The organism is Bacillus sp. HNG (genome assembly GCF_003400205.1).
Lineage (GTDB): Bacteria > Bacillota > Bacilli > Bacillales > Bacillaceae_L > Ferdinandcohnia.
On sequence record NZ_QUQV01000019.1, the window covers coordinates 14,060 to 39,765 of the forward strand.

Genomic DNA, 25,706 nt, shown 5'->3' on the forward strand with positions numbered 1-25,706 from the left:
TTTTTTTCTACAAAAGTATTGATATCATTATTAGCTTTGTTTACACTTATAAACGGCAAAACACTTGGTCCAACAAGCGTTTTGAGTTGTAGTTTTGGGTCTGTCTTATCGTCCTATTTTCAACTTACCAGGTTAGATTGCTAGGATTAGACACCCGAAGCTTCAACTTCATCCATTTCATCCTCTTCATTTGTTTGTGCTTTTATATAATCAATTGTTACGATCGATTCATCATCTTCATGTTTGATGGTGCAGTTACTATATTCCTTTTTAATATCTGCTACTCGAACGGAATGGCCAATTTCAAATTCAGTGATGTCAATTTCAATATAATCAGGGAGATCATTCGCTTTTGCTGTGATATCCAATTCGTAAAGAAATTGTTTCGCAACTCCTCCAGATTTCTCTCCATTTGAAGTTCCTTTTAAAATGACATTCACTTTTGTATCGATTTCAGTATCCTTATCAACATGAAGAAAATCAACATGAAGAACGTCCTTCGTTACAGGGTTATGTTGGTAATCTCTTAAAATAACATTCTTCGATTTTCCATCAACATTTAGTGAGAAAATGCCATTTCTTCCTGCACCCTTTATTACCCTTCTTAAATCCACGTTGTTAACCGCAATGGATTCCGTTTGAATATCACTTCCATAAACAACAGCAGGGATTTTCCCATCACTTCTCAATTTTTTCAAAGTAGACTTTTTAGTACTATTTCTTTTTTCTGCAACTAGCGTATTCATTTTATTTCCACCTTTCTGATTTTTTCTAAGACATTAGTTTTTATAGAAACTATATTCTAAAAAACATTAGAATTAGTTATATCTCTAGTATATCGAATCTATCATTTTATTTCACATAATTGGCTTACTAAGTAAAGAAATGAGTTCATTGACAATTTATCTATACATTTTCATTCAACTAAAAAAAGGCCTCTCACAAGTTGACTAACTTATGAGAAGCCAATATGACTTTATAAAATTGTCTACCTTTTTCCTTTGTCATAAATTTCACCTAATGCTCTTGGAGCACGATTTGATTTAGAGAAAAAGATTAGCAACAATAACGTTAATACATACGGTAAAATCATGAATAAATCCGTGAAACTACTTGGTAAGGCCATTGACTGCGCAATAAACGATCCCCCAGATTTTGCAAAACCAAATAAAAGACAAGCAGCTAAAGTAGGCAGAATCCGCCAGTTCCCAAAAATTAATGCAGCAATGGCTAAGAATCCATATCCCATATAAATATTTGAGGAAAAATTAGCTGAAATGGAATAGGCAAAACACATGCCGCCTAGGCCAGACAATAGCCCAGATATGAGAACCGCAGAAAACCGAACTTTCGCTACATCTACACCTGCTGCATCGACCGAATGAGGATTTTCTCCGCTCGCTCTTAGACGCATACCAAATTTTGTTTTATATAAAAGATACCAAGCAAAAATGGCAATCACGATGATAATCACTTCGAACGGATACACATTCGTAAAGACCGCACCAAGCACTGGTATATTAGCCAATCCTTCGATCGTAAAGCGTTCTGATACACCTAATCGAAACTTGTCCGAAGCAGATCCAAATACGAGTGCATTTATTTGGGTTGTTAAGAAAGTCGTTAAAGCTAACGCTAGAATATTAATCACAACACCACTAATGACTTGATCAGCCTTAAACTTAATACTTAGGACAGCGTGAATAATAGAAAAAGCCATTCCGCCAATCATTGAAAATAATAACGCCACGTAAAAAAGATTTTGAATATCTGTACCAGAAGCATTTGCGATTAAAACAGCTGATAACGCCCCGATGAATGCCCCGAACCCTTGAAAACCTTCAAGTGCTAGATTAGTAATACCACTCTTTTCACTATATATACCGCCTATTGCAATGATAAAAAGAGGCAGAGCAAAGGATAATCCATCAATAATTATTGTATCCATTATGATTCAATCTCCTTTCGTTCCACTTCTTTTTCCTTCAAACGGCTGACTTTATATTTCATGTATGCACCACATGCACTAAACAATAGGATTAGCCCGATGATAACAGAAGAAATTTCTTGTCTGATACCCGCCTGTGAGCTCATATACGTGCTTCCCTGATCAATGATAGATACTAAAAATGAAGAAAAGATAATACCAATTGGATGAGAGTTTCCTAATAGTGATACAGCAATGGAATCAAAACCGATACTTGATAATACTTTTGGCTGGATGGATGCAAAATAACCTAAATAATAAGTGACACCTGCTAGACCAGCCAAACCTCCCGAAATCATCATAGCTAAGACTGTATTTTTTCCAACATTAATGCCTGCATATTTTGCTGCATTTCGGTTAGACCCTACTGCTTTAATTTCAAAACCGACCACTGTCTTATCTAAGAAAAACTTTATTAAAATAGCGATAATAATGGCTAACAGAAAGCCTAATGGAATATCCATTTTCAAGTTAGCTATATCAACATTAACTAATGTCAGTCTTGCTTCATCTGAAATATATTTGGATTGTCTTGAAATAGGATCGACATAATACATTTGAATAAAAAAGCTTATGACGTACTGAGCAATATAATTTAACATAATCGTAGTTACAACTTCATTTATATTAAACCTATATTTTAGCCACCCTACTAATCCTCCCATTAATCCTCCAGCAACAATTCCGATTACTAACACAAGCGGCTTTGCAATGATCGCATCTAAACCGCTGTAACCAACGATAATTGTCGCTAGAAAACCAGAGACAAGCATTTGACCGGAAACCCCAATATTAAATAGCCCCGCTCTAAAAGCAACTGCAACCGCTAAGCTGGCAAACACAAGTGGCGTCATCGCGTTTAGCAAACTTAAAAAGTCAGTTAACATGCTCTTATAGCCTGCATAGGAAGGCTTTGGCATGATCCCTGCCCCTTGAAGTAAGTTGTAAAATGCTTGTAATGGATTTTTGCCAATTAAAAGGATAACAATCGCCGCAGCAATAAAGCTTATTAGTATGGAGACTAACGGAATTGAGATAGGTTGCCATTTCTCATTACTTATAGGTCGTAAAAGACGATAACTTATGTTGTTTTTCTTTTTATCTTTACTCATGCTTTGCCCCCATCATATATTCGCCGACTTCATTCGTCGTTAATGATTCACTACTAGCAATCTTTTGAAGTTGGCCATTATATATAACTCCTATGGTATCCGCTACATTCATAATTTCATCTAATTCTAATGAAACAAGTAAGATCGCTTTTCCTTGATCGCGTTGTTGAATGATCATTTTATGGATGTTCTCAATCGCTCCAATATCTACTCCTCGTGTTGGCTGAACGAAAATCATGAGTGGCGATTGTAATTCGATTTCGCGAGCAATAATTGCTTTTTGCTGATTACCGCCACTCATCGAACGAACTTGGGTCTTATTGCCTTGGCCACTCCGAATATCAAATTTATCAATCAACTGACTACCAAATTGCTCAAATTCCTCCGTTTTCAAGATTCCTTTACTAGCAAATGGCTCCCTATAGTACTGCTTTAATGCTAGATTGGTTGATAATTCAAAATCCAACACCAGTCCAAAGCTTTGTCTATCTTCAGGTATATAGGAGATTCCAGCTTCTGTCCTATTTCTTATCGTTTCGTTTGTAATGTCCTTACCTTCAAGGAATATTTTCCCGCTGCTAACCTTTGTTAATCCAGCAATGGCGTCCGCGATTTCAACCTGTCCATTATCTGCGACTCCCGCAATAGCAAAGATTTCGCCACCGTGTATGGTAAAGGAAACATCTTTCACGACTTCAAATCCATCTTCATTTTTAATGGTTAGATGTTCGACCTTTAATACTTCTTCTCTAAACTGAGCAGGTGCTTTTTCAGATTCAAAGCTTACCTCTCTACCGACCATTAATTGAGCCATAAGATTAACCGATGTTGTCTTTACATCCAACACATCAATTAATTTACCTTTGTTCAATACCGCACATCGATCGGCCACTTTTTTAATTTCATCTAATTTATGAGTGATTAAGATAATCGTTTTTCCAGCATTTCGAAGACCTTCGATAATACCGAGTAGGAATTCAATTTCTTGTGGCGTTAGGACTGCAGTTGGTTCATCAAAAATAAGGATTTCCGCTTCACGATAAAGCACCTTTAGAATTTCCACCCGTTGCTGCATGGAGACAGTAAGATCGGCAATCTTTTTCGTAGGATCCACTTCTAAGCCAAAGTTTTTAGACAGTTCTTCAATTTTACGATTGGCATTTCGAATATCTACGTATGGAAAGAGCCCTGCAAATTTTTTAATTGGCTCAACCCCAAGGATAATATTTTCGGTAATCGTATAATCAGAGACCAACTTAAAATGCTGATGCACCATACCGATGTTAAGCTTTGCCGCATGGTTAGGTGAGCTAATTTGCACTTTTTCTCCACGAATAAAGATTTCTCCTTCATCAGGCTCGTACATACCACCTAAAATACTCATCAATGTTGATTTACCTGCACCATTTTCTCCAAGTAAAGCAAAAATTTCTCCTTTTTTAATACCAATGGATACATCATCATTCGCCACTATTCCAGGAAATCGTTTGGTTATATGTTTCATTTCTACAATATAATCAGACATCGTTCTTCTCCTTTATCACAATAATAGGAAATAAAAGAAGTTCATCATTGCCTATGATGAGGAAATGATAAACTTCTCATGATTCACTTCGTTATTGTGCTCTTTTTAATCTTATAGCCCTGGAAACTCTTCTGGAGTATGATCATTGAAATTAGATGCCGGTACGATTGTACCTTCTTTTACTAATTCGTAAGCTTCATTCATTTTGCTTAGTGTATCCTCTGATAATTGGTGACGGCCTTCTTCTTTAATAAAACCAGTTGATTCTGTATCTGCATAAAGAACGACATTTCCACCTTTAAAAGTTCCATCTTCAACAGTATTTAATGTCTTTTCAATATTCATAGCCATGAATTTTACAGCAGATGTTAATACGATGTTTTCAGAACCATTTACACCATCATCAAATTGGTCAACGTCCACACCAATTACTTTTACATCGCCTTCAGCTTCCTTAACTGCTGTGAATACACCATTACCTGTACCACCTGCAGCAACAAAGATGATATCTACACCTTGTTTAATTAACGCATTTCCAATCACTTTACCAGTTGCTTCATCTGCAAAAGATCCTGCGTAGTTACCACCAACATCAGCACCTGTTACATCTGTTCCTGCATAACCTGATAATTCAACCATTTCAACACTTTTTCCATAAACCTTATTTACATAATTTACACCTGATTCAAAGCCAAATTGATAATTTACATTTGACGGATAAGCAATACCATTTACTACCGCAATTTTATTTGTTTTTGTTTCAAGTGCTGCAGCCATTCCTGCAAAAAATCCACTTTCTTGTTCAGCGAAATTCATCGCATAGATATTATCGAAATCTGTTTGGTCACCTACAGGTGCAGGCTCAGAGTCATTTAAAATAAAAATTTTATCAGGGTTTTCTACAGCAATACTTGAAACACCAGCAAATTGAAACCCAGGTGTTACAATCACATCATAATCTGCCACAATATCAGCAACAGCTTGTACAGCTGCAGCAGGGTCACCTGTTTCTTCCTTAACAGCTTTTACCGTTGCTGTTGGATGTTTATCAATAAAACTTAAAATTCCATTATAGTTATCTTCATTAAAACTACCATCATCCACGCCTGAAGGGCTTGTTACAATCGCAATTTTTAATCCTTCTTCACCGTTTTCCGACTTAGCTCCATTTTCATTAGCTGAGTCACTTCCGCATGCTGCCATAACCGCAGTCATTAAAGCAATAAATAATATCATTACGATTTTCTTTGTATTTTTCATCGAATTGATCCTCCTGTAAGTCATGTTGTATTACTTCTGTAAAAATTAAAAAGCACCGAGTTATACCGGTGCTTGACTTGTAGGAAGGTAAATAACAGAAATAAAGCAATCGCTTATTTCCATTAATATATACGCAACCTCGTAGTCAAGCTATTTATGGTAGCTTGGTAGAAACTTTCGGGCCATATCCCCAATATTATACGAGAATAATATTTAATTTTTACTCACTCATAGTAACATCGATAATTATACCTGTCAACAAAAAGCGGATATTTTTCCTCAATTAATAATTAACGTTCGGAATTGGGAGGGTTTTCACAGAATAACAACGATAATAACTTGGAAAATAAAGGCGAAATTCCTGTGTAACACTAGTGTTCGTCAAATGCGCGAATGCCGTGTTCCTATCAGAATGAAATGTTTCAATCCTGTAATAAATATTAAAAAAGACCGCGTACTGTTTATTTTTCATGAGATTAACTTTATAATGCACACTAGGTAATTTTTTTGGAAAAAATTATACTTCTAGCTTAAGGAAGGAGATCGATTATGAAAAAAATGATGTTTACATTAGTAACCGGTCTAATGGCCGTTGTTTTAGCAGCGTGCGGAGGAAATGATGAAAGTAAAGAAACAAATGCAAAAACAGCGGAAACCGTTCAGCAGGAGGAACAACAAAAGCAAATAGAAGAAGTGCAAAAGAAATTAGAAGCACAGCAAATAGATGAAAAGAAAACTGTTGCCATCGTGAATGATCAAAAGATCTTAGGAAGTGACTATAATAGCGCATTAGCATCTGTTCAAGGATTCATGCAGCAAATGGGACAAGATCCAACTTCTAAAGAAGCTGCAGAACAAGCTAAAAACCAAACAATTGACAGCTTAATCGGACAAACTCTTCTTCTTCAAGAAGCTGATAAAAAAAACTATAAAGCTACAGAGGAAGAAATTACTAAGCAGCTAGACGAAATAAAAAAACAGTTTAAAACAGAAGAAGAATTCGAAGCCGCTCTTAAAAAGTCCGGCATGGATATGAAAACATTTGAAACTCAAATAGCTGACGATATTAAACTTAAACAGTACGTGGAAAAAGAAGTGCCAGCTGGTGAAATAACCGATGAAGAAATTCAAAAAATGTATGATCAATTTGCAGAACAAGGAAAGAGTACAGGACAAGAAGTTCCAAAACTCGAAGACGTAAAACCACAAATCGAACAATCTCTTCACCAACAAAAACAGCAAGAAAAACTCGCTCAACAGGTTGAAGAGTTAAAGAAAAACGCAAAGATTGATATTAAAATTTAAGATAGTACACACAAAAACAAACAGCTCAAGGGGCTACTGACATATGCCCCTTCAAACAAAAAAGAAGATGACTCTCTACAAAATGTAGGATTCATCTTCTTTTTTGTTGCATTAAAAACGCATTCTGAATATTTTATTGGTAAGTGGATATAGAAATTTAACTCCTTTTTTTGTTAGCATATCTCCTACAATATGCGAAAAATAAGCTATTGTGGAAATAAGAGCCAAACTTTCCACCCCAGTGCTAACTTGTAACAGATAGGACATATACCACCAATAGGCCAGTGCCCAAATCGTATGCGTTAGTCCTCGGTGTGGAAACCAACCTGCGCCCCCTAAGTATAAGGCAAACATAACCAACCACCACAACTCACTTGTAAATGCATAGTATAGAAGGAATAAACTTAAGAGGCTCATTAGAATGTTTTTTAATGTTTCCTGACTCTTCAGCGAAAGACCTATAATGACTGCTCCCCAACCAAAAAGTAGAAGTTTATTTTGCTCTGTAAACCATTTTTCGTCTAGAAAAGACAAGTCCTTTACTTCTAAAAAGTATGTAACCAAAGCCAGGACCATTAATGCCACTCCGACAAATGCCCCTACTTTTTTAATTAGTTTAGCCGTCTTCGTTACACGTTTGTTCAATAGATTATTTCCGTCTAAATCAGGAGCAAGCGAAGCTAATCCTGATGCAACTATAAGGACAGGCATCGCTTCAAGTGATTGGCTAACAGACGCAACCGCTCCTATACCTAACCCTATTGTTAAATGAGTACGACCTTTCATGCTGCCACCTCTTTGTTGTTTTGTCTATTTTTCTATCAGAAGTTATCCAAAAATCAAATTATAGCACAAAAAAACATGCCCTACTTTTGAGATTTGATTGTTGTTAAGTTTGTTGGCATCTCATTCGGAGTTAAATCCGGATTTGCCAATTGATGTCAATTACTCCAGAGCTTTACCTGACATGGATTCTTAATACGAAATCTCTGATACTAGGGCCGTCACAAAGTATTTATCCTTACATAAGATGGCTTATAAGTAGAACAGAATGGGAGGAAAAAAATGTGCCTTCAGTCATCAATTTAGGAATATTCAATGTCAATTCTCCCCAGCCAAGCTCAGTCGTGCAAGTTGGTGAATTAGTTGTTAATGGTATGGATGCCAACAGAAAACAAAATCTAAACCTTGCTGGTATGTATGGTATCGGCAATGCCAACATTGGAAATCTTAATACTATTACAGATAGCTTTGAAGGAATGGACGGAGTAATCTTTGATCAGGATATTAAACCTAATTTTGGAGGAAATGTCTAAGCTGTTTAACATATAGATTTATTCATCGAATCTAAAAAACAACAAACCCTTTTATTAACCAAGGGTTTGTTGTTTTTTTGTATGGTTCTGAGGGGTTTGGTTTCCCTCTTGTGCTTGTTGTTTTTTTGATGTCGGACTTTGCTCGTATTTTGATAGCGATGCTTTCATATGAGCCAGGTTATTTTTATCACCATGAATATTTCCAAGTCCCTGGTTATGCTGTTTACTATTTTGAAAGTCTTCAATAAAATTGTTACCAATGCTAAAGCACGAAGCACTTTCAATTACGCCAATTTTAATCGTTCCAATCTTGAAGGTTGGAGATAAAATAGCTGATTCCATTACTTTATTCCTCCTCCCATTCTAGATTATCCTTAACCCATTCATTGTTTATCACTGTATTTTCCTTTCCGGATAAGTCTCCAACGATTTCAGTAATCACTTTATTTGAACGAAATTTTTTATGTGTATTCTCTTCACCTATAAAAAAACCTGAAGAATCACCGAGACTCGTTATTGTAATGTCCCCCAACTTTAAATTGAGCATTTTATCCGTTTCTCCTTTAATTTAATTGTTATTTGGCATTTATTGCACGACAGCCATTTGATTCGTATAGCGGCTATTGCCCACTTTTCTTATGTAAGATATTCATATTTCTAATGGAATGTCACTCTCTTTTTTTCGGATCATATCAACAATCTAATTCCTTAAACATACAGTACAATAAACGAATTAGAAAATTGTTCAAACGTGGTGAACCTTAGATGATAAACTCCAAACATATTAACTTTACTGGAGATATACATGTACAAACGATGCAAAGGCAGTCAGGTATATTTATTGGAGAGCGGAACTCAGCGATCGGCTGGAGTGCCCATGGAAAAGAGAATCGAGTGATTGGAAGTATTAGTGGTCAGTCTAATCTGCTCCTTCACAATACGTTGATTTTAAATGATCCTGATATTGTGGATACCCCCATTGATGACCGTGACATCAATTTGCACGTTGAACAGCCAAATGACAATCATACAACAAATCTTACCCTTGAAAGTGTAAACGTTAATGCAATGACGAATAATAACTCCTTAAGTATTGGGAAGGGATATGTAAATGGAATAGATGCTAATAACAAATTTAATTATTCGATAGGTAATCTATATGGGCATGAAAATCAGATTAGACATAATGTAAATTACGTAGATGACCAAGATGTAGTGGATGGAGTTATTGATGACCGAGACATTAAAATTACAAATATTGAAAATGATGAATCTATGTGCTGATCATTGAAGGTTGCAAATCATTCATCTAAGGATGGTTTCGGAAGCGATAACCCTTAGAGGTTTTCACCATCTCTTCCTTGGGGGCGGATGTTTCTGATAAAGATTCTTTTTTCAACAAATTACTATTCACTTTTAGATCAAGTGATTCAGACAAATCACCCTTACTCATAATGTTGTTTCCTATCATCAACTTTCCGCTTAACTCGTCAATATCAAGATTATCTAACTGAAAGGTAAGGTTTTCCAAATGATCAATTTGAACATGATCAATCTGTATTGTTTTTGCTTCACTCGCCTTGTCTTTCTGTTCTAATAACTCAATAATTCGATCTAATTTTGTTAATAACAGAGGGTTTATTTGTTTTTCTTTTTGTTTTTTTATAAAAGAAAAGTATTTAAACATAATTTCCCCCCTATATGTAAATGGATTTGACGATAATGACATCTATACTTGCCTTTAGCAATGTTATTATATTTATACAAACTTTATGCGTAGACATTTGCAGTTAGTATATAAATCCAAGGAGATTCGTAAAGTTCTAATTATCATTCAGAATTGGAAAAAGGCCTCTCTCCAATTCAGTGAATTGATGAAAGGCCTTCTTAATTAATAGTGATTTTACTGAAGCCTTATGACCAATTAAATAACTACGGTTTGATGAAAGTCGCTCTAACTCTTGATACTTCAGGAGTTTAGAGTTTCTATTACATCATACTGCCTGTAAGGTGAGAGTGTGTAATATCTTTAACGATGTGTGTTAAAAGTTCAAATATCTAGATTTCCATAAATTATGGTGTAACATCATTAACGGGAATTTACCGTTTTTCATTTGATTACGTTAGCAAAATGTTAGCATTGTATCGATGACTATTTCCTTAACATTAATAAACTGTATTACCTCCCATACAAGATTTTGAAGCAACAGCATAAATGCAATTTCCAATTTGTATAGAAAGAAGCTTTATTTGTAGTTTAGATTTCTCTTTAAATTACCTTTTACAAATCAGGCTCATCATCAACTGTTTCAGATTATGAGTTTCCGAATCAACCAATTACAAAAGACCGGCTGAAAAATGAATTAAAATTGGTAAGTAAAATGGGTTAACAATTTTAAAGCACGAATAAATTCTATTTAAAAAAGGGTCAACCATTAGGTTAAACTTTTAATACGAACGCACCCGTTTGTTTAACAATATTTCACAAACTTATTTCAAACCTGTTATCCTAATTACAAGGACAAACCAGAGTGGCAACAATATCTATAATAGATATTAGGTGAATTTTTTATGGCAATTTATACATTAATCATTCCACATTACACTACCATCATTTGAATAGTGTCAGAATCACCGCTCAATAATAATTATTCTTCTTCTCGTAACAGAAGGGCTTCCTTCGCCATAACCGCTAGTTCAATTGTTTCAAGGGTTTTGCAATAATTATTTAAAATCTCTCCATTCAAACTGACTTCTTTATGAATATAATCCAGAACATGCCAATCCTCAAACCAATCTCCGCTCTTCTCATCTTCATGAGGGGTATTTGGCCAGGCGTATTTTAATTGCGGGCTGTACAGCCGCTCGGCACCCTTTCTCAATACGCAATTCTTGACCCGCGGCTTATAAAGGGATCGAGGAAAAGATTCATTTACATCATTAAACAAATTAGGCCAATAATCTTTCCGTGAGCCCGTGTGAGGGTGTTCATGCGCCCATTTCAAGACCCCCGCCAGAATCTTTTCACGCTGAAAAAGAAGGGAATACAATTTTTTTCCGAATAAAATTCTTTCGTGGAGCGAAGTGAAATACCGTGAGGTGGAGCCGACAAGTGACGTTTTCTCCCTTTTTTCCCCTGGACTGTATGGAAAAAGAATATTATTGAGTCGCAAAAAATCATACATTTTAAAGCTGACCGTACCTGTTACGGTTTTTTTGAAATGATTATTTTGAATCAATCTTTTTTCCAAATAGCTTTGTTCATTTATCACCATCGCAATCGCCAATGTATAGCTATCTCCACTTTGCCAAAAATATCGCCACATCGTTTCCATGAAGGTGGAAATGTGAAAAAAAGGTAAAAGATGGAACATTTCTTTGTTACCCTTCACACTAAGGTCATAAACTAAAAATTGAGGAAACGCATCTTGAAAAATCAACCAACTGCCGCGTTCCAAAAAGGAAAAAAAAGCTTTCTGATCTCTTTCAGGTAAAAGTTTTGTCAGCAATTGCCCTTTTAAATCAGTCATGTTCCATCCGACGTTTCGCGATACCATATGTCCAAGAAGGGCCCAATGTATTTCAGGGTGCTGCAGGTAAAACTGAAAATAAGCTTGCGTCCGTGTTACATTATTTTGGTTAAATTGTCTCGTTTGTTCTCTTATAAGGTGAATATATTGTTTATCATTTTCTGATAAACAGGGCAGTAGGCCAAAAGATTTCTTTTTCGTCTTTTTTTTTAATTCTTTTTTTACATCTGAGAAAGAGTTCAGCAACAACGGCATCATCCTTTTTGAGTGTATCAGTCATCCCGTCAAAGGAATGCATATTCATTTTGTTCACGGAATATGAATACAAAAATGAATATTTGGGAGAGGATGGGTAATATGAGGCATCGGGTATATAAGGAAATTAACAGAATCGCTAATCAGGTGGTCCAGGATCAATCAGAGGACGGAGCCTGGCGTTATCCTTTCGAGATCGGGATTGCAACAGACTGCAGTATGATTATCTTATTACGGACATTGGAGATAAATGATGAGGAGTTCATAAAAGAATTGGTGAAACGTATCGCCGGAAAACAGCAGAAAGATGGATCTTGGAAGCTATTTCATGATGAAGAAAAAGGGAATCTGACATCCACCGTGGAAGCTTATTATGCTCTTCTTTATTCTGGTTACCGGGATCAAAAAGACCAGGAAATCCAGGCAGCAAGAAGGTTTATAGAGGCCAACGGAGGGGCCACGGAAGTCCATATGTTTTTGAAAATCATCTTGGCCATAACAGGACAATGTGCGTGGCCGCACTTCCCCATTAATATCGAAGTGATGCTTTTACCAGACTCCTTTCCCATCAATCTTTTTGACCTCTCCGTGTACGGAAGAGCGAACATTATCCCTTTTTTAATTCTCGCCAATACGAATTTTCGTAAGAGAACGCCTCGATCGCCCAATCTCTCCGATTTGTTTCAAAAAAAAGATGTTCGTTTTTTTACAGAGGATCAAGCTGATGAGGCCCGCTCGGTTATTAAGTTGATTAAACACGGTATTAAAGGTCTGAAATCCCATGTAAATCTTCGCGAATTGGCGTTATATCGTGCTGAAAAATATATGCTGGACCGAATCGAACCGGACGGCACCTATTTAAATTATTTCAGCACGACATCTCTCATGATTTATGCCTTACTTGCGAGGGTGTATCCAACTACACATCCGGTGATTACTCGTGCCGTGAAAGGTTTAAAAGCGATGACCTGCCGGATTGACGAAGATCTTCACTGCCAGTACACGACGGCTTCGGTATGGAATACGGCTTTAATCAATTATGCTCTGCAAGAATCCGGAGTTCCCTATTCGTCCACCTCGATTCAAATGGCAAATCATTACATTCTCTCTCGTCAGCATCTCAAATACGGGGATTGGGTCATTCATGAACCAAACCTGTTACCAGGAGGTTGGGGGTTTGCGGACATGAACACGATCCACCCAGATATTGACGATACAACAGCAGCACTGAGGGCGATACGTACTTTGGCCAAAGAGCAAGTAGATTGCCGGCAGGCATGGGATCGTGGAGTAAACTGGCTCATTTCCATGCAAAACAAGGACGGAGGTTGGGCGGCATTCGAAAAGAATGTGGACAAGAAAGTGCTGAATTTGTTACCGATAGAGGGTGGAAAAGATTTGTTGATTGATCCGTCGACGGTTGATTTAACGGGAAGGACTTTAGAGTTCTTCGGAAACTATACCCATTTGGACCTTCACCATCCCATGGTGAAACGTGGGATTCGTTGGCTGTTGCGGCATCAAAATTCCGATGGTTCCTGGGTGGGACGTTGGGGCGTGTATATTTATGGCACATGGGCGGCCGTAACGGGAATGGTTGCAGTTGGGGTTTCCCCGAATCATCCAGCTATTCAAAAGGCTCTAAATTGGTTGCGGAAAATTCAGAATCCCGACGGTGGTTGGGGAGAATCCTGTAAAAGTGATATTAAAAATTGTTATGTGCCGTTGGGCGAAAGTACCCGCACTCATACTGCTTGGGCCCTTGACACACTCATCTCGGCCGCAACTGGAGTTACGCCTGATATTGAAAATGGTGTAGCATTTCTAGTGGATAAGAAAGAAAAAGATTGGACGGCGACCTACCCAAAAGGAAGAGGAATGGCAGGGTCCTTTTATCTCAATTATCATTGTTATGAATATGTTTTTCCTTTGATCTCCCTAGCCCATTATCAAAAATTAGTTGGTGGGCAACTCCTAACGGGGTTGTCACACGAAAACTTCATTTAAGGATTTGTCTATTCATAAAATCAATTGAGTGACCTTTGGCATACTTTTATAACCTATCCCATAAAATGAACAAACCACAACAGACGGTAGTCTTTGAGAAATACAAAATCTTACCAATTAAAAGGAGGCAGACAAAAGATGCTAGGGGCTCTTCATCAATTTTTGGATCTTAAAACATTAATTTGGTTGTTTCCCATCATTTTTATTTTCCATGACTTAGAAGAGATCATAACCATTGAATCTTCTATGGCTTCAAACAAAGACAACTATCCGAAAACTAACTTCGTCGAACTAACATTCAAAATGAGGAAGAAACTGGGTTCGACCGCTGCCCAGCTTGCTGTTTCGGCTACATGGATTTTACTGATTATCTCATTCACTGCAGTCATGACCGCTCATTTTTCGTCTACCAGAGGGGATTTTCTTTTATTTACAGCCATTCTTAATTTATTTGTTTTGCAGGCCTTCATGCATATTGTTCAAACCATCATTTTCAGGGCCTACACGCCTGGCATCATAACTTCACTGTTCCTCCTTACACCTTACTGCTTCGTTACATATTATTTTTTAGTCGAATATGGACTGATGGACTGGCATTTGTTATTCACAAGTCTCCCGGTTAGTCTGATCTTGATCCTGGTTTTTCTAGTTGGCAATCTTTTAGGCCGTTATTTTATTCGATAACTAGCCCCAGACTCTTTTATAAAGTCTCTTGACCTTTTCATACTGCTTGTGGAAGGATGATTTTTCGAAAAGTATTGACTCAAGGACTGATGGGTGAACTGCCCCTTGTCAAGTAGACATTGGAAATAACAAAAAGGTACTTAAAAGGCTTTAGCTCTATATTCCGTAGGGCTAAGGCCGTTTAGTCGTTTTTGATATCTTTCATGATTCTCTAGAAATGTATATACTCATTTATAGCTATAGACAATTCTTCAAATGTCTTATATTTACATAAATAGTCATTCTCGCATTTGAGTGTTCCCCAAAAGGAGTCATTGGTCCATTATCTATACATCTTCAGTCGTATTTTTAAACCGTCTGTCATCCAAAAAATCTTGAAAAGCAAATTTTAACAACACAAAAAACCACTCCCTTATTTTTTATAGGAAGTGGTTTTGCTATTGAAAATAATTATTTACATGACTGCTTCACAAAACGGCCGAAAATAGCTTTTTCTATTTCTCAGATGTTTGGGCTTAAAAGCCTTACATCATGCCGCCCCTAAGGTGAGAGTGTGTAATATCTTTAACGATTAGTGAAGAAAGTGCGGTATATTAAGGTTTTTGACAAACCCCACTGTAACATCTTTAACGAGAATTTACCGTTTTTTATGAGATTGCGTTAGCAAAATGTTAGCATTTTTAGACAGATTGTCTGTATCAGTAATGTTTCTAAGGAAGCCCCAGGTATCAATAATTGCAATTGCTAACACCTAAATAATTCCCTTTACCCTATAAAAAATAGTTAAAGTTCCTACCACTTTATTTTAAATCAGTAGAGAGTATCCACTCCTGACGCTCTAGACCAGGAATCACATCATTAAGTATTAAAACTCCTTCTTCTGAAATTTCGAGAGCTTTGCCGTTATGAACAGTAGTGATTGTCACAGTTCCATTATTATTTTTGGTAATAACCCAGCGCTGATTATTATAGCCTAGATAGTTGTACAGTTGTATTTTGTTTTGCCCTGTATCCAAATCAAGCGCTTTGCTACCTTCTGTACGAATTGAATAAGAACCATGCTCATCACCAGTTGGAACCAATGTCCAATTTGTAGCATTAACTGAATCTGTAATAGTTACTGGCTCACCGTTCTGAGACTTAGCTGTATAAATTGCTTGACCTGTTGCTTTATTCGTAAAGCTTGTAGTGGTTAAGTTTGCTTCTAACACATTGCTAACATTCACATTCTGATAAGAAGCTTTACCTCCAAAAACATTTACGCCGAAATGACCTTCCGCAAAGGAGCCATCCTGTACATCCACGATTTTTTGGCCATCCACATAAATCTGGATGCGAGGTCCTTTTGCTTCAATTTTCACCTTGTAAGTCTTTCCAGGTTGAATAAATGCAGGAACCTTTGCAATGACCATACGCTCCTCAAAGGAACCGTCAATCTTGTAAAACAGACGAAAAGCTTTCATATTCGGATCAAGATTAAAGTAATAGCCACTTCTTCCATCTTCGCTAGCTCGGAATAAAATAGATCCTGCTCCTCCAGATTCACCAAGCATCATCTCTGCTTCATACGTAAAATCTCCGCCAGTTTCCTGTGCCATATAATTTGCATCACTTGTATGACTACCACTGATTCCATTCTCGGTAATTGTCCAATTGACAGAAGTAAGATCTGATTTCCAACCAGTCAGATTAGTATAGAATTTACCTGCATGCACTCTTACAATTACACTTTCTGAAGACTTTTCATTTGGTGTAGAGGCAGAAATAATCGCCTCTCCTTTACCTAGTGCTTCCAGTAATACTTTCGAATTATCTGAGGACACAACCTTCACTACATTTGAATTATTTGACTTCCATATAATGGGCTGAGTTCCCTTTCCGTTTCCATTTTTCACGGAAGCAAATAATGTTAACGTATCACCAATATTCAACTCTCTTTGATTTGTATCCATTACAATTCGAGTTTCCTTTTCACCGTTTTGGTTCCAAGTGTTTACAAGAGAGTGTACTTTTAATGAAACAACCTTCACTTCCCCACCTTTTGTGTAGAAGTTCATACTACGACTTGAAGGATCCGGGAAGATCACATCAGAAAAGACAACCTTTCCATCATTTGCAAAGACTTCAATAGACGAATCATCTACAAAGATATTTAATTTGATTCGCTTATTTTCTGGTATTAAAGGAGCTTCATGTAAAGTGGAAAATAGCCTTGAAAAATCAGTTTCTCCTGACTCAGCACGATCTACAAATATTTGATGTTCTTCAGTCCTATATCCAACCACCGTTTTTTGGTTAGAACCTTCACGAACTTTAAAACCAAATTCGGTTATGGTACTTGTAGGGGGAATTTCAACTTCTGCTTCTATTTCATACGCACCTTCAGAGATTCCCTTCAACAAGTTTGCAGAATTATTCGGGTTTATTACCTTGTTCTGTGTCTGGAAAATGGTACTTCTGATTGATTGTAATTCCTTAATAGGAGCTTGTGCCAGTCTTATCCCATCATCTGTCTTTACCAATCTTACTTCTCTAGGAATCGTCAGCTCACCCTTCCAGCCCGTAGTTGGAAAAGCGAAAGGATAATCCCAGTTGGTCATCCATGCCAGCATAACACGGCGGTTATCAGGCATATTTGAGAAGGACATTGATGCATAAAACTCCTTACCATAATCTGTTTTTAATACTTTACCTACTGGATTTTCATTTACAAATTTACCATCGGCAGTTAAATGCCCTACAAAATACTCCGCATCAGAACCTTGTGTCTTCGGATTCGCGCCTGTACTAATCATCAAAACCCATTTTTTCTCTTCTGTACCTTCTACCTGGAGTTCAAAAAGGTCAGGGACTTCCCATACACCGCCACGAACATAATCACCATATCCAAAATTATCTGTATGCTTCCAATCAATTAGATTAGATGAAGTATAAAAGCGAATATGGTCTCCACCAGAAACAACCATGACCCATCGGTTGTTTTCCTCATCTCGAACTACCTTAGGATCGCGGAAATCCCATCCACCCGGATCTTCTCCATTCTTACCCGGATTCTCTATCACAATTGGATGTTCGGTTGAATATTTCCAAGTACGCCCATGATCAGTACTGAAGGCAAGGCCTATACGCTGGTTACCATTATGTCTATCTGGATTAAAGGAAGTATAGTAGGCAATAAGCCCTTTACCTCCTGAATTGGTAAACAATCCTGAATCATTATTAAGATCTGCTACAGCAGAACCAGACCAAACATGCCCGTGCTCATTCCACGGTAAAGCAATAGGGAGGCGTTTCCAATTTACTAAGTCTTTACTTACAGCATGAGCCCAAGTTCCCCCATCTTGATGGAACAAATGATACTCACCTTCGTAATAGACTAGACCATTTGGATCACTTACAGAGCCACGAGCTGGAGTATAATGATAGTCAGGTCTATACTTTTCATTGTAATAGTTGGATAGAGGTACAAGATAAACGTCTTTGAAACTAGCAGATCCTGATGTTACAGTGAATCCTACAAAGCCAGACTTGTAATCATCATCTGTCATTTTAATAGCTGCATCAGAAAAGCCATCAACATATAGTTCTATTTGTTCCCCATTTGCTATAATTTCAAGATGGTGTTTTGTACCTGCTTGGGTTTTATAGGTTCGTTCAGATGTTTTGAGCACTGTACCGTCAACCTTTTTCAATTGGGCTCTAACTTTATTACCTTCTTTAATGAGTGTAGCCAAATAACCAGTTGTTCCTTGTTCATTTGTACGAAATGCTAGACTTGCTTCCGATTGATTTTGATCAAAAGATATATTCCCTTCCAGAACAAAATCACTTGCGCCTTTACTGAAAATTTGCTTAGCTTTTATTTCATTATCGGCAATTCCCCTTAGGCCACTGATAGATGGCTCCCAATTTCCTTCTTTATATTGAGATGTTCCAAGATTTGTTGCAAGTTCGCTAACTTTTATATTTTGGAACAAGGCCGATCCGTCCCATACGTTAAGACCAAGAAACCCCTTCCCATACAAATCAATATCTACATCAATAACAGGAGTGTATCTATTCTCCCAATAAACCTTGATATTATCATCTACCACCTTAATCTTCAGATGATAGATTTCACCTTCGCGTAGTGTTACTTGGTATTCCTCTTTTAATCTATAATCGTCACTGGCATCACGAAGACGAATGATACCTGCATTTGGAACAATTTGCAGCATATAAGAATCCCAGCCATCTTCGCTTGAACGGAACACTAAAGTAGCGTCCGCATTCTTATCTATTACTTTGATATCTGATTCATAAATAAAATCCTCTGACGTAACATTCGATATAGCCATTACATTCTCTCTAGGCTCTGAAGTAAGCAAAAGTCCCTGTTCTGTATCTTCAAATATACCTTTTCCTTTTACCTGCCATTCTTTAATATTTGTAGAGGCTTTAGTTACACTATTAATAATCCGACCCTCCCTTGATTCATTTAATTCAGTTGCCGATCCTGACATTGGATAGATAAACATGGATGACAAAGATGTAATAATGAGTAAAGTTGACAAAATTACACTAATAAATCTTACTAAATTAGGCTTCATATCCTACCCTCTCTTCAATAGTTTTTCAATATCTTATTTTTCTAGTACTCTTACTCTTATTTCCTTTGTTATCCCACTTACTAGGCCTTTTACCTCTATTTTACTAACGCCTGGTTTAATTGCTTCTACAATGATACTAGAGTCATTAATCTGGGTAATTTTGAGACTTTCTTGATCTTTAGACTCCCAGATAAATTTAGCATCGTTCTTTATCCAATCAGGTTTTAATTGCGCTTTAATCGTTTTGTTTTCTCCTACTTTTAATGTTACATACTCCTCACTCAACACAATGCGCTCAACCTCATTTTCTTTAGGACGTTCTCGCCATGTTGAATACAAATGATAGAAATCTAGTGAGACAACATTTATTTTTCCGCCTTTAGAATATATTTCAATATCATTGCTTGTAGGCTTAGAATAAATCAGATTTGTGAAAGTATATTCTCCATCATTTACAAACACTTCGATGGATGATTCATCAACAAAACCTCTTATTTTTAATTGCTTACTTTCAGAAGAATAATCTGTTTTATAACTTGTGCCAAATTGGAAAGACCCACCATTGCGGTCAAGTAGTGTTTCTAATCCTGCCTGTGACCTATCTAGAAAAAGTTGTCCTTCTAGAGTATTATAGCCGAATACAGTCTCTTCCTCTTCGGATTGACGAAGACGAATTCCAAATTCCTCTACATCCTCCCATTCAATTGTTGCTTCGAATTCATAGGACGTACCGGAAAATTCATTCATTAGATGCTTTCCCTCAACTACAATTGATTCCACAGTGGTGTGATCAACTCTTAAACTTTCAATTTCATTAATTGGTTCTTGGATGAGTTTGATACTGCCATCTTCAACAGTCTTTAGGGATAGTTGACGCGGAATAGACATAGAGCCCATCCAAGGATCTGTAGGTGACTGGTATGGATACCTCCAGTTTGCCATCCATCCTAGCCATATTCTACGGTCATCTTTTTTTGGAACATCGGAAAATGATTGCGCCGCATAAAAGTCTTGGCCAAAATCTGTTGTTAAAACTTTTTCAGGAGGATTATCATTTATAAATTGGGTCCCATCAAATTCCCCAGTAAAATATTGAGCTGTAGAACCGTTTGTTTCATCATTATCACCAATACTTACATGAAGCACCCATTTCTTATTGTTTTTATCACCATCAACTGGTAATTGGAATAAATCAGGACATTCCCAAACCGCTACGTGTGATCCTTCATTATCACCAAATTGACTTTGGAATTTCCAATCAATAAGATTATCAGAATTAAAGAATGATACACTTTGATTTGTAGATACTACCATTACCCATTTTTTTGTTTCCTCATGCCAAAGCACTTTTGGATCCCGAAAATCCTTTATGCCGGGATTTGATATGACCGGATTCCCTTCATATCGTTCCCACGTTCTTCCGTTATCCTTACTATAAGCAATACTTTGGGCTTCTCCACCCTCTGTATTTGTATAAATAGCTACTAAACCCGCTTTACCATCAAAGAAACCAGTTGAGTCATTCCAATCAACAACAGCACTTCCGGATAATGCTTGCCCTAATGTATCATGCTCTAATGCGACAGGTAAGTGTTCCCAATGAAGCAAATCCTTACTTACCGCATGTGCCCAGTTACCATTCTTTTGATGGAATAAATGGTACTCCCCTTCAAAATAGATTAATCCATTAGGATCGGCTAAATTCCCGGTAGGAGTTGAAAAGTGGTACTGTGGACGATATAGTTCAGTATAATAATCAGAAGTAGCGGCTTGCATATTATCGGGCCGTAATGCATCCAAATTTTTTCCAACCTCTCGATTTTGATATATTAAATAAAATACTATTAATAACATAATAGTTCCAAAAACTGCGAGTAGTTTTTTCATTGTTGCTTGTTACTACCTTCCTTCTGAAGTTTGAAAAATCTGTTCATATTCCCATAATTAAAATTGGAAAAATATTAAAATCAATTAGATTTTGCTAGCTATAAATTCCGCTATTTCATCCCTTGTTGGCATGGACGGAATAGCCCCTTTTCTTTGTGCAACATAGGCCCCCATTGCATTTCCAAATCGTAAAATTTGCTCCATCTTCTCTGGATTTACCTCATCTTGTAATAAATCATTACTCAATAGTTGAAATAAAACTCCCGCAAAAAATGCGTCACCACATCCAGTTGTATCAACTGCCTTTACAGAAAAACCTGGAACAAACACTAACCCATTTTGATTATATGCATAACTTCCTCGGTCCCCCAATGTAACAAAAAGAAGAGAAAGGTGATACTGTTCATAAATTTGTTTTGCTCCAATGGCAATGTCTTTTTCACCTGTTAGAAATTCTAATTCTTCTTCTGAAACCTTTGCTATATCTGCATAATTCATAATTATTTCTATTTCCTGTTTGGCTAACTCTAGATTATCCCATAAGGGAGGTCGTAAATTAACATCAAAAGTAATGGTCACATTATGTTGTTTTGCATAATTTAATGCTGTTAATGTAGCCTCCCTTGATGGGTCATTCGTCATAGATATTGAGCCCACATGAAAAATACGAGATTCAGAAATAAGACTGAGATCTATTTCCTCCTTTGCGAGCATCATGTCTGCTCCTGGTCGTCTATAAAAGGAAAAGGATCGATCACCCCTCTCATCAATATGGACAAATGCTAGTGTTGTATTGATATTTGAGAAAACAATTCCATTTGTATGTACAGCCTTTGATTGTAAGGTATCAACTAAAAAGTGGCCGAAACTGTCATCGCCAACGCTCCCAATAAATTCTGTTTCCATTCCTAAACAAGCTAATGAAACCAGAACATTCCCCGGAGCACCGCCCGGATTAGCAACAAATACTGGATTACCCTGTTCGTTTAAACCATTTGGAGTAAAATCAATTAGTATTTCTCCTAGTGCTGTTACATCTTTCATCTCTATACCCCTCTTACTTTTAATAAGCCATTTTTAAGTTTTTTCTATTTTTTTATAAAAAAGTAGCCAGAGGGGTAGCTTACTTACTTCCTCTGGCTGTATAGATATACCACTAATTTATTGAAGGAATTGTGATTTTTCCTTTAATTACATTTGCTTTACCACCCATTGTAAAAACAGATACTCTTTCACATGCTTTATCTGGGTAGACTAGACTTGTTAATGCTTGTTCTCCTTCATTAATAAATAATTCTATTGAAGAAGAATCAACAACAATCCTAAGCTGGGCTCCATCTGTTCTTTTTAGTCCAAGCATTTGAGGCTTAGAAAAGTTTTCGGAGAAATCAACTTCCCCCGAATGCTCACGGTCTAATAGTAATACATTATCTTTTGTATCAATTGAAACCGTTGTATATTGTGTTCTAGTATGATGTATTGTCAATCCAAGCTTATCAGCATCAATGTTTTCAAATGTTAGATTAATGTCCACGTAGTCCGCATCAACCTCAAAACTCTTTGTGCTTTCCGCATCCAAAGTAACGTTGTTTATTTCTTCTTTTTTGGTTAAGTACTTATCTAATTCCCTTACCACTTTTTGAACTACTTCAAATTTCCCATTTGTTTCTAATAGCGTTAGTTCTCTTGGCAGTGTCATTTGACTTCTCCATCCATCGGTCGGAACTTGATTTGCATACCGCCAGTTACTCATCCACCCAAGATAAATTCTTCTCCCATCTTCTTTAGGAACATCGGAAAAACTAACACCTGCATAGTTGTCTTTTCCAAAGTCTAGCCATTTTAAATCATCATGTTCTGCTACGAATTGATTCCCATCAAAAGAGCCCACAAAGTATTGAGTACGTGAACCGGAATCAAACCTTGGATTATCTCCAATGCTAACGATGAGTATCCACTTCTTAAGATTTGAATTTTCTACGGTTAATTCAAATAGGTCTGGGCATTCCCATACCCCATCGTGAGAACCGATACCTTCACCAAATTCACTTTCAAACTGCCAATCTATAAGATTAGGAGATGAATATATTGATATCGTTTGTTCCGTTGCTAGCACCATGATCCATTTACTACTTTCCTCATGCCAAAATACTTTTGGATCTCTGAAATCCACTTTCGTTGGGTGAGTTAGTACAGGATTCCCATCATACTTGATCCAAGTTCTCCCTTTGTCGTAGCTGTATGCTAAACTTTGCGACTGTTTGGGCGGATGATCTGTCTCCTCTAAATGGTGAGTAAAAATAGCTACCAACCCTGGTTCGTTTGGGAAGAAACCAGAAGTATTGTTCCAATCAACGATAGCACTTCCGGAAAAAATAGTTCCATGCTCGTCTGGATATAGGGCTATCTCTAGTTCCTCCCATTTAATTAAATCTTTACTAACTGCATGGCCCCAGTGCATGGGGCCCCATATGCTATCATTTGGATTATGTTGAAAAAATAAATGGTATTCACCTTTGAAAAATACTAAACCATTCGGGTCATTCATCCAATTTCTCTTAGGAGAAAAGTGCAATGCTGGTCTATATTTTTCGAGTTTAGTAGTCTTCAATTTCTAACCTCCTATTGATTAACAGTCCTGTCATATCCATCCTGTTTGATTTGCAACCATGTACTTAAACCTAGCCTTTCAAGTTCCGCTAAATATTCTTCCCACTCCGCATCGATGTTTCCATTTGTCATCCATTCAGCACGTTTTCTGTTTACATAAGCAAATAAATCTGTCTCAATTTTTGATTTTTCGTCTGCTTCTTCCAATGAGAAGAATACAGGCGGATAGAAGTTCTCCGCTTTTATATGTGGAACTATTACGTCCTTCAATATATCTAGTCTCCAGGCAGCATCATCTGGTTTTGTTGTATATTTACCGTAATATTCATCAAGAATAGCTAGTGGACCAGCTACATTAGTTTTTTCTCTTATTTCAACTGGCGCAGCTCCATCTAATGCAAGGTGTTTCAGCATACCTGCTGCTTCATCGAATTCAAAAATATTTTGTTGTTCTGTATCACCGTAAGTACCCCAGTTATTTTGAACAGATTGAAGAGGTTCATATAACTGGTCAATCCATTTAGCTGTTAACTCTAAGTTTTTATTCGCACTCGTAATAACCATTCTTCCACGATCAAGTCCAAAACCATTTGTCTGTGCTACGTTAACTTCTCCAGAAGGGCCAGCTAACGGAGGCATTACATCATATGAATCATTCATCCCCGTAATATTTCCTTTATCCCAAGTGAAATAAAGTCCATATTTGTGATCCTTTCCCTTCGCAACATATTTGTTCCAATCGTGTTCAAATGCTTCAACATCAATCAATCCTAATTCGTGTAATTCATTAAAGAATTTCATACCCTCTTTGTATCCTTCTTGTGCTGCAGTGAACACAACTTCTCCTTCATCTGTTACAACTGTATGATCCCAGTTATCACCTAAACCAAATGAGGCAAAAAGGAATGCTGGGTCCTCTCCACCATGATTGATGATAAAGGAGAGTGGAATTTCATCTGCTTCACCATTACCGTTTGGATCCTGTGTCTTAAAAGCAAGTAAAACTTCTTTCAATTCTTCAGTCGTTGTAGGCATTTCTAGCCCTAAATTATTTAACCACTCTACGTTAATCCAAGGAAGATCATCTACAACTTGGATACGCTCTTTACCGCTACCTAATTCCTCGATCCACGGAAAACTATAAATATGACCATCTGGAGCTGTGATCATTGCTTTATATTCTGGTGCTTGTTCAAGAACCTTTTGTAAGTTAGGCATATATTGTTCAATTAGATCCTCAACTGGTACAATTGTTCCATCTTTTGCATATTTTAATAGATCGTAATCACTAAATGCTGCATCTAAAATTGCATCTGGTAGTTCACCACTTGCCAGTGCTAAGTTTCTCTTTTCAATAAATTGATCTTTTGTATAGTTTTTCCAATCAATATGAACTCCAGTTTCTTCTTCCAATCTTTGATAGATTAACTTCTCATTTGGATCAGTAGGTGCCAAAGCTGAACTTTGGGTCATAAAGTGAAGTGTAGCTTTTTCCTCGAGTGGGAATTTAATGTCTTTTAATCCCAAATCTTCAGATGAAGAACTTTTACTACTTTTCCCACCGACACAACCTGAAAGTACTACACTAAAAGCCAGGAAAACAACCAATAGCTTGTAAAACTTTTTCATAAATAACCCC

20 protein-coding genes, 1 pseudogene and 1 riboswitch are annotated in these 25,706 nt (G+C 36.9%); of the genes and pseudogenes, 5 read left to right on the forward strand and 16 right to left on the reverse strand.

The window, feature by feature from the left end; genetic code table 11:
• Positions 1–146: 146 nt before the first annotated feature.
• The 5 genes from DZB84_RS21475 to DZB84_RS21495 form a co-directional block, all read right to left on the reverse strand.
• Positions 147–746, reverse strand: coding sequence for a 50S ribosomal protein L25 (locus tag DZB84_RS21475; RefSeq protein WP_116354350.1), 600 nt, complete (start codon positions 744–746; stop codon positions 147–149).
• 242 nt (positions 747–988) lie between these two features.
• Positions 989–1,948: an ABC transporter permease gene (locus DZB84_RS21480; protein ID WP_116354351.1), complete on the reverse strand. Its 960-nt coding sequence runs from the start codon at positions 1,946–1,948 to the stop codon at positions 989–991.
• The gene (locus tag DZB84_RS21485; protein WP_116354352.1) at positions 1,948–3,099 is read right to left on the reverse strand and encodes an ABC transporter permease; all 1,152 of its coding nucleotides are present in this window, start codon (positions 3,097–3,099) and stop codon (positions 1,948–1,950) included. Before DZB84_RS21485 ends, DZB84_RS21480 begins: the two co-directional genes overlap by 1 nt.
• Positions 3,092–4,624: an ABC transporter ATP-binding protein gene (locus DZB84_RS21490; RefSeq protein WP_116354353.1), complete on the reverse strand. Its 1,533-nt coding sequence runs from the start codon at positions 4,622–4,624 to the stop codon at positions 3,092–3,094. Before DZB84_RS21490 ends, DZB84_RS21485 begins: the two co-directional genes overlap by 8 nt.
• 111 nt (positions 4,625–4,735) lie before the next feature.
• Positions 4,736–5,884 (reverse strand): BMP family lipoprotein, encoded by a 1,149-nt coding sequence (locus tag DZB84_RS21495; protein WP_116354354.1) that lies wholly within the window; start codon positions 5,882–5,884, stop codon positions 4,736–4,738.
• A 122-nt stretch (positions 5,885–6,006) separates the two neighbouring features.
• A riboswitch (purine riboswitch) is annotated at positions 6,007–6,108 on the reverse strand.
• Positions 6,109–6,433: 325 nt separating this feature from the next.
• Between DZB84_RS21495 and DZB84_RS21500 the strand changes: the two genes are divergently transcribed.
• On the forward strand, positions 6,434–7,189 hold the full coding sequence (locus DZB84_RS21500; protein WP_116354355.1) for a SurA N-terminal domain-containing protein: 756 nt from the start codon (positions 6,434–6,436) through the stop codon (positions 7,187–7,189).
• Positions 7,190–7,300: 111 nt separating this feature from the next.
• On the opposite strand, the gene DZB84_RS21505 is transcribed toward DZB84_RS21500, so the two are convergent.
• Positions 7,301–7,975: a metal-dependent hydrolase gene (locus DZB84_RS21505; RefSeq protein ID WP_116354356.1), complete on the reverse strand. Its 675-nt coding sequence runs from the start codon at positions 7,973–7,975 to the stop codon at positions 7,301–7,303.
• A gap of 281 nt (positions 7,976–8,256) precedes the next feature.
• On the opposite strand from DZB84_RS21505, the gene DZB84_RS21510 reads away from it, so the two are divergent.
• Positions 8,257–8,505, forward strand: a complete 249-nt coding sequence (locus DZB84_RS21510; protein WP_116354357.1) for a hypothetical protein — start codon at positions 8,257–8,259, stop codon at positions 8,503–8,505.
• 54 nt (positions 8,506–8,559) lie between these two features.
• Here the strand turns inward: DZB84_RS21510 and DZB84_RS21515 are convergent, their stop codons facing one another.
• Both DZB84_RS21515 and DZB84_RS21520 read right to left on the reverse strand, forming a co-directional pair.
• Positions 8,560–8,847 carry a hypothetical protein gene (locus DZB84_RS21515; protein ID WP_116354358.1) on the reverse strand — a complete coding sequence of 96 codons (288 nt, stop codon included), beginning with the start codon at positions 8,845–8,847 and terminating at the stop codon, positions 8,560–8,562.
• A gap of 4 nt (positions 8,848–8,851) precedes the next feature.
• On the reverse strand, positions 8,852–9,052 hold the full coding sequence (locus DZB84_RS21520; RefSeq protein ID WP_116354359.1) for a hypothetical protein: 201 nt from the start codon (positions 9,050–9,052) through the stop codon (positions 8,852–8,854).
• Positions 9,053–9,270: 218 nt separating this feature from the next.
• Between DZB84_RS21520 and DZB84_RS21525 the strand changes: the two genes are divergently transcribed.
• Positions 9,271–9,789, forward strand: a complete 519-nt coding sequence (locus tag DZB84_RS21525) for a hypothetical protein (protein ID WP_116354360.1) — start codon at positions 9,271–9,273, stop codon at positions 9,787–9,789.
• Positions 9,790–9,814: 25 nt separating this feature from the next.
• On the opposite strand, the gene DZB84_RS21530 is transcribed toward DZB84_RS21525, so the two are convergent.
• Together DZB84_RS21530 and DZB84_RS21535 are read right to left on the reverse strand one after the other, a co-directional pair.
• Positions 9,815–10,192, reverse strand: coding sequence for a hypothetical protein (locus DZB84_RS21530; RefSeq protein WP_116354361.1), 378 nt, complete (start codon positions 10,190–10,192; stop codon positions 9,815–9,817).
• A gap of 961 nt (positions 10,193–11,153) precedes the next feature.
• Positions 11,154–12,290 carry a DUF2515 family protein gene (locus DZB84_RS21535; RefSeq protein WP_116354362.1) on the reverse strand — a complete coding sequence of 379 codons (1,137 nt, stop codon included), beginning with the start codon at positions 12,288–12,290 and terminating at the stop codon, positions 11,154–11,156.
• 102 nt (positions 12,291–12,392) lie between these two features.
• Between DZB84_RS21535 and shc the strand changes: the two genes are divergently transcribed.
• Together shc and DZB84_RS21545 are read left to right on the forward strand one after the other, a co-directional pair.
• Positions 12,393–14,297, forward strand: a complete 1,905-nt coding sequence (gene shc / locus DZB84_RS21540; RefSeq protein ID WP_116354363.1) for a squalene--hopene cyclase — start codon at positions 12,393–12,395, stop codon at positions 14,295–14,297.
• 138 nt (positions 14,298–14,435) lie between these two features.
• Positions 14,436–14,981: an HXXEE domain-containing protein gene (locus DZB84_RS21545; protein ID WP_116354364.1), complete on the forward strand. Its 546-nt coding sequence runs from the start codon at positions 14,436–14,438 to the stop codon at positions 14,979–14,981.
• Positions 14,982–15,121: 140 nt separating this feature from the next.
• Here the strand turns inward: DZB84_RS21545 and DZB84_RS25350 are convergent.
• From DZB84_RS25350 to DZB84_RS21575, 6 genes and pseudogenes are all read right to left on the reverse strand, one after another.
• Positions 15,122–15,317 (reverse strand): annotated as a pseudogene (locus tag DZB84_RS25350) (IS3 family transposase); the annotation flags it as partial.
• Positions 15,318–15,781: 464 nt separating this feature from the next.
• On the reverse strand, positions 15,782–19,570 hold the full coding sequence (locus DZB84_RS21555; protein WP_116354365.1) for a GH32 C-terminal domain-containing protein: 3,789 nt from the start codon (positions 19,568–19,570) through the stop codon (positions 15,782–15,784).
• 33 nt (positions 19,571–19,603) lie between these two features.
• Positions 19,604–21,457 carry a glycoside hydrolase family 32 protein gene (locus DZB84_RS21560; RefSeq protein ID WP_116354366.1) on the reverse strand — a complete coding sequence of 618 codons (1,854 nt, stop codon included), beginning with the start codon at positions 21,455–21,457 and terminating at the stop codon, positions 19,604–19,606.
• Between the two features lie 84 nt (positions 21,458–21,541).
• On the reverse strand, positions 21,542–22,501 hold the full coding sequence (locus DZB84_RS21565; RefSeq protein WP_116354367.1) for a carbohydrate kinase family protein: 960 nt from the start codon (positions 22,499–22,501) through the stop codon (positions 21,542–21,544).
• Positions 22,502–22,613: 112 nt separating this feature from the next.
• A complete protein-coding gene (locus DZB84_RS21570) occupies positions 22,614–24,068 on the reverse strand; it encodes a glycoside hydrolase family 32 protein (RefSeq protein ID WP_116354368.1) in 1,455 nt (484 codons plus the stop codon).
• An 11-nt stretch (positions 24,069–24,079) separates the two neighbouring features.
• Positions 24,080–25,696, reverse strand: coding sequence for an ABC transporter substrate-binding protein (locus DZB84_RS21575; RefSeq protein WP_116354369.1), 1,617 nt, complete (start codon positions 25,694–25,696; stop codon positions 24,080–24,082).
• Between the last annotated feature and the right edge of the window lie 10 nt (positions 25,697–25,706).

What these genes read in the sequence shown, in the direction of transcription:
- DZB84_RS21515 (WP_116354358.1), bottom strand. Translation starts at nt 8,847, where the DNA reads ATGGAATCAGCTATTTTATCTCCAACCTTCAAGATTGGAACGATTAAA.
- DZB84_RS21535 (WP_116354362.1), bottom strand. Translation starts at nt 12,290, where the DNA reads ATGCCGTTGTTGCTGAACTCTTTCTCAGATGTAAAAAAAGAATTAAAA.
- DZB84_RS21530 (WP_116354361.1), bottom strand. Translation starts at nt 10,192, where the DNA reads ATGTTTAAATACTTTTCTTTTATAAAAAAACAAAAAGAAAAACAAATA.
- DZB84_RS21480 (WP_116354351.1), bottom strand. Translation starts at nt 1,948, where the DNA reads ATGGATACAATAATTATTGATGGATTATCCTTTGCTCTGCCTCTTTTT.
- shc (WP_116354363.1), top strand. Translation starts at nt 12,393, where the DNA reads ATGAGGCATCGGGTATATAAGGAAATTAACAGAATCGCTAATCAGGTG.
- DZB84_RS21485 (WP_116354352.1), bottom strand. Translation starts at nt 3,099, where the DNA reads ATGAGTAAAGATAAAAAGAAAAACAACATAAGTTATCGTCTTTTACGA.
- DZB84_RS21555 (WP_116354365.1), bottom strand. Translation starts at nt 19,570, where the DNA reads ATGAAGCCTAATTTAGTAAGATTTATTAGTGTAATTTTGTCAACTTTA.
- DZB84_RS21495 (WP_116354354.1), bottom strand. Translation starts at nt 5,884, where the DNA reads ATGAAAAATACAAAGAAAATCGTAATGATATTATTTATTGCTTTAATG.
- DZB84_RS21560 (WP_116354366.1), bottom strand. Translation starts at nt 21,457, where the DNA reads ATGAAAAAACTACTCGCAGTTTTTGGAACTATTATGTTATTAATAGTA.
- DZB84_RS21475 (WP_116354350.1), bottom strand. Translation starts at nt 746, where the DNA reads ATGAATACGCTAGTTGCAGAAAAAAGAAATAGTACTAAAAAGTCTACT.
- DZB84_RS21565 (WP_116354367.1), bottom strand. Translation starts at nt 22,501, where the DNA reads ATGAAAGATGTAACAGCACTAGGAGAAATACTAATTGATTTTACTCCA.
- DZB84_RS21500 (WP_116354355.1), top strand. Translation starts at nt 6,434, where the DNA reads ATGAAAAAAATGATGTTTACATTAGTAACCGGTCTAATGGCCGTTGTT.
- DZB84_RS21490 (WP_116354353.1), bottom strand. Translation starts at nt 4,624, where the DNA reads ATGTCTGATTATATTGTAGAAATGAAACATATAACCAAACGATTTCCT.
- DZB84_RS21525 (WP_116354360.1), top strand. Translation starts at nt 9,271, where the DNA reads ATGATAAACTCCAAACATATTAACTTTACTGGAGATATACATGTACAA.
- DZB84_RS21575 (WP_116354369.1), bottom strand. Translation starts at nt 25,696, where the DNA reads ATGAAAAAGTTTTACAAGCTATTGGTTGTTTTCCTGGCTTTTAGTGTA.
- DZB84_RS21505 (WP_116354356.1), bottom strand. Translation starts at nt 7,975, where the DNA reads ATGAAAGGTCGTACTCATTTAACAATAGGGTTAGGTATAGGAGCGGTT.
- DZB84_RS21520 (WP_116354359.1), bottom strand. Translation starts at nt 9,052, where the DNA reads ATGCTCAATTTAAAGTTGGGGGACATTACAATAACGAGTCTCGGTGAT.
- DZB84_RS21545 (WP_116354364.1), top strand. Translation starts at nt 14,436, where the DNA reads ATGCTAGGGGCTCTTCATCAATTTTTGGATCTTAAAACATTAATTTGG.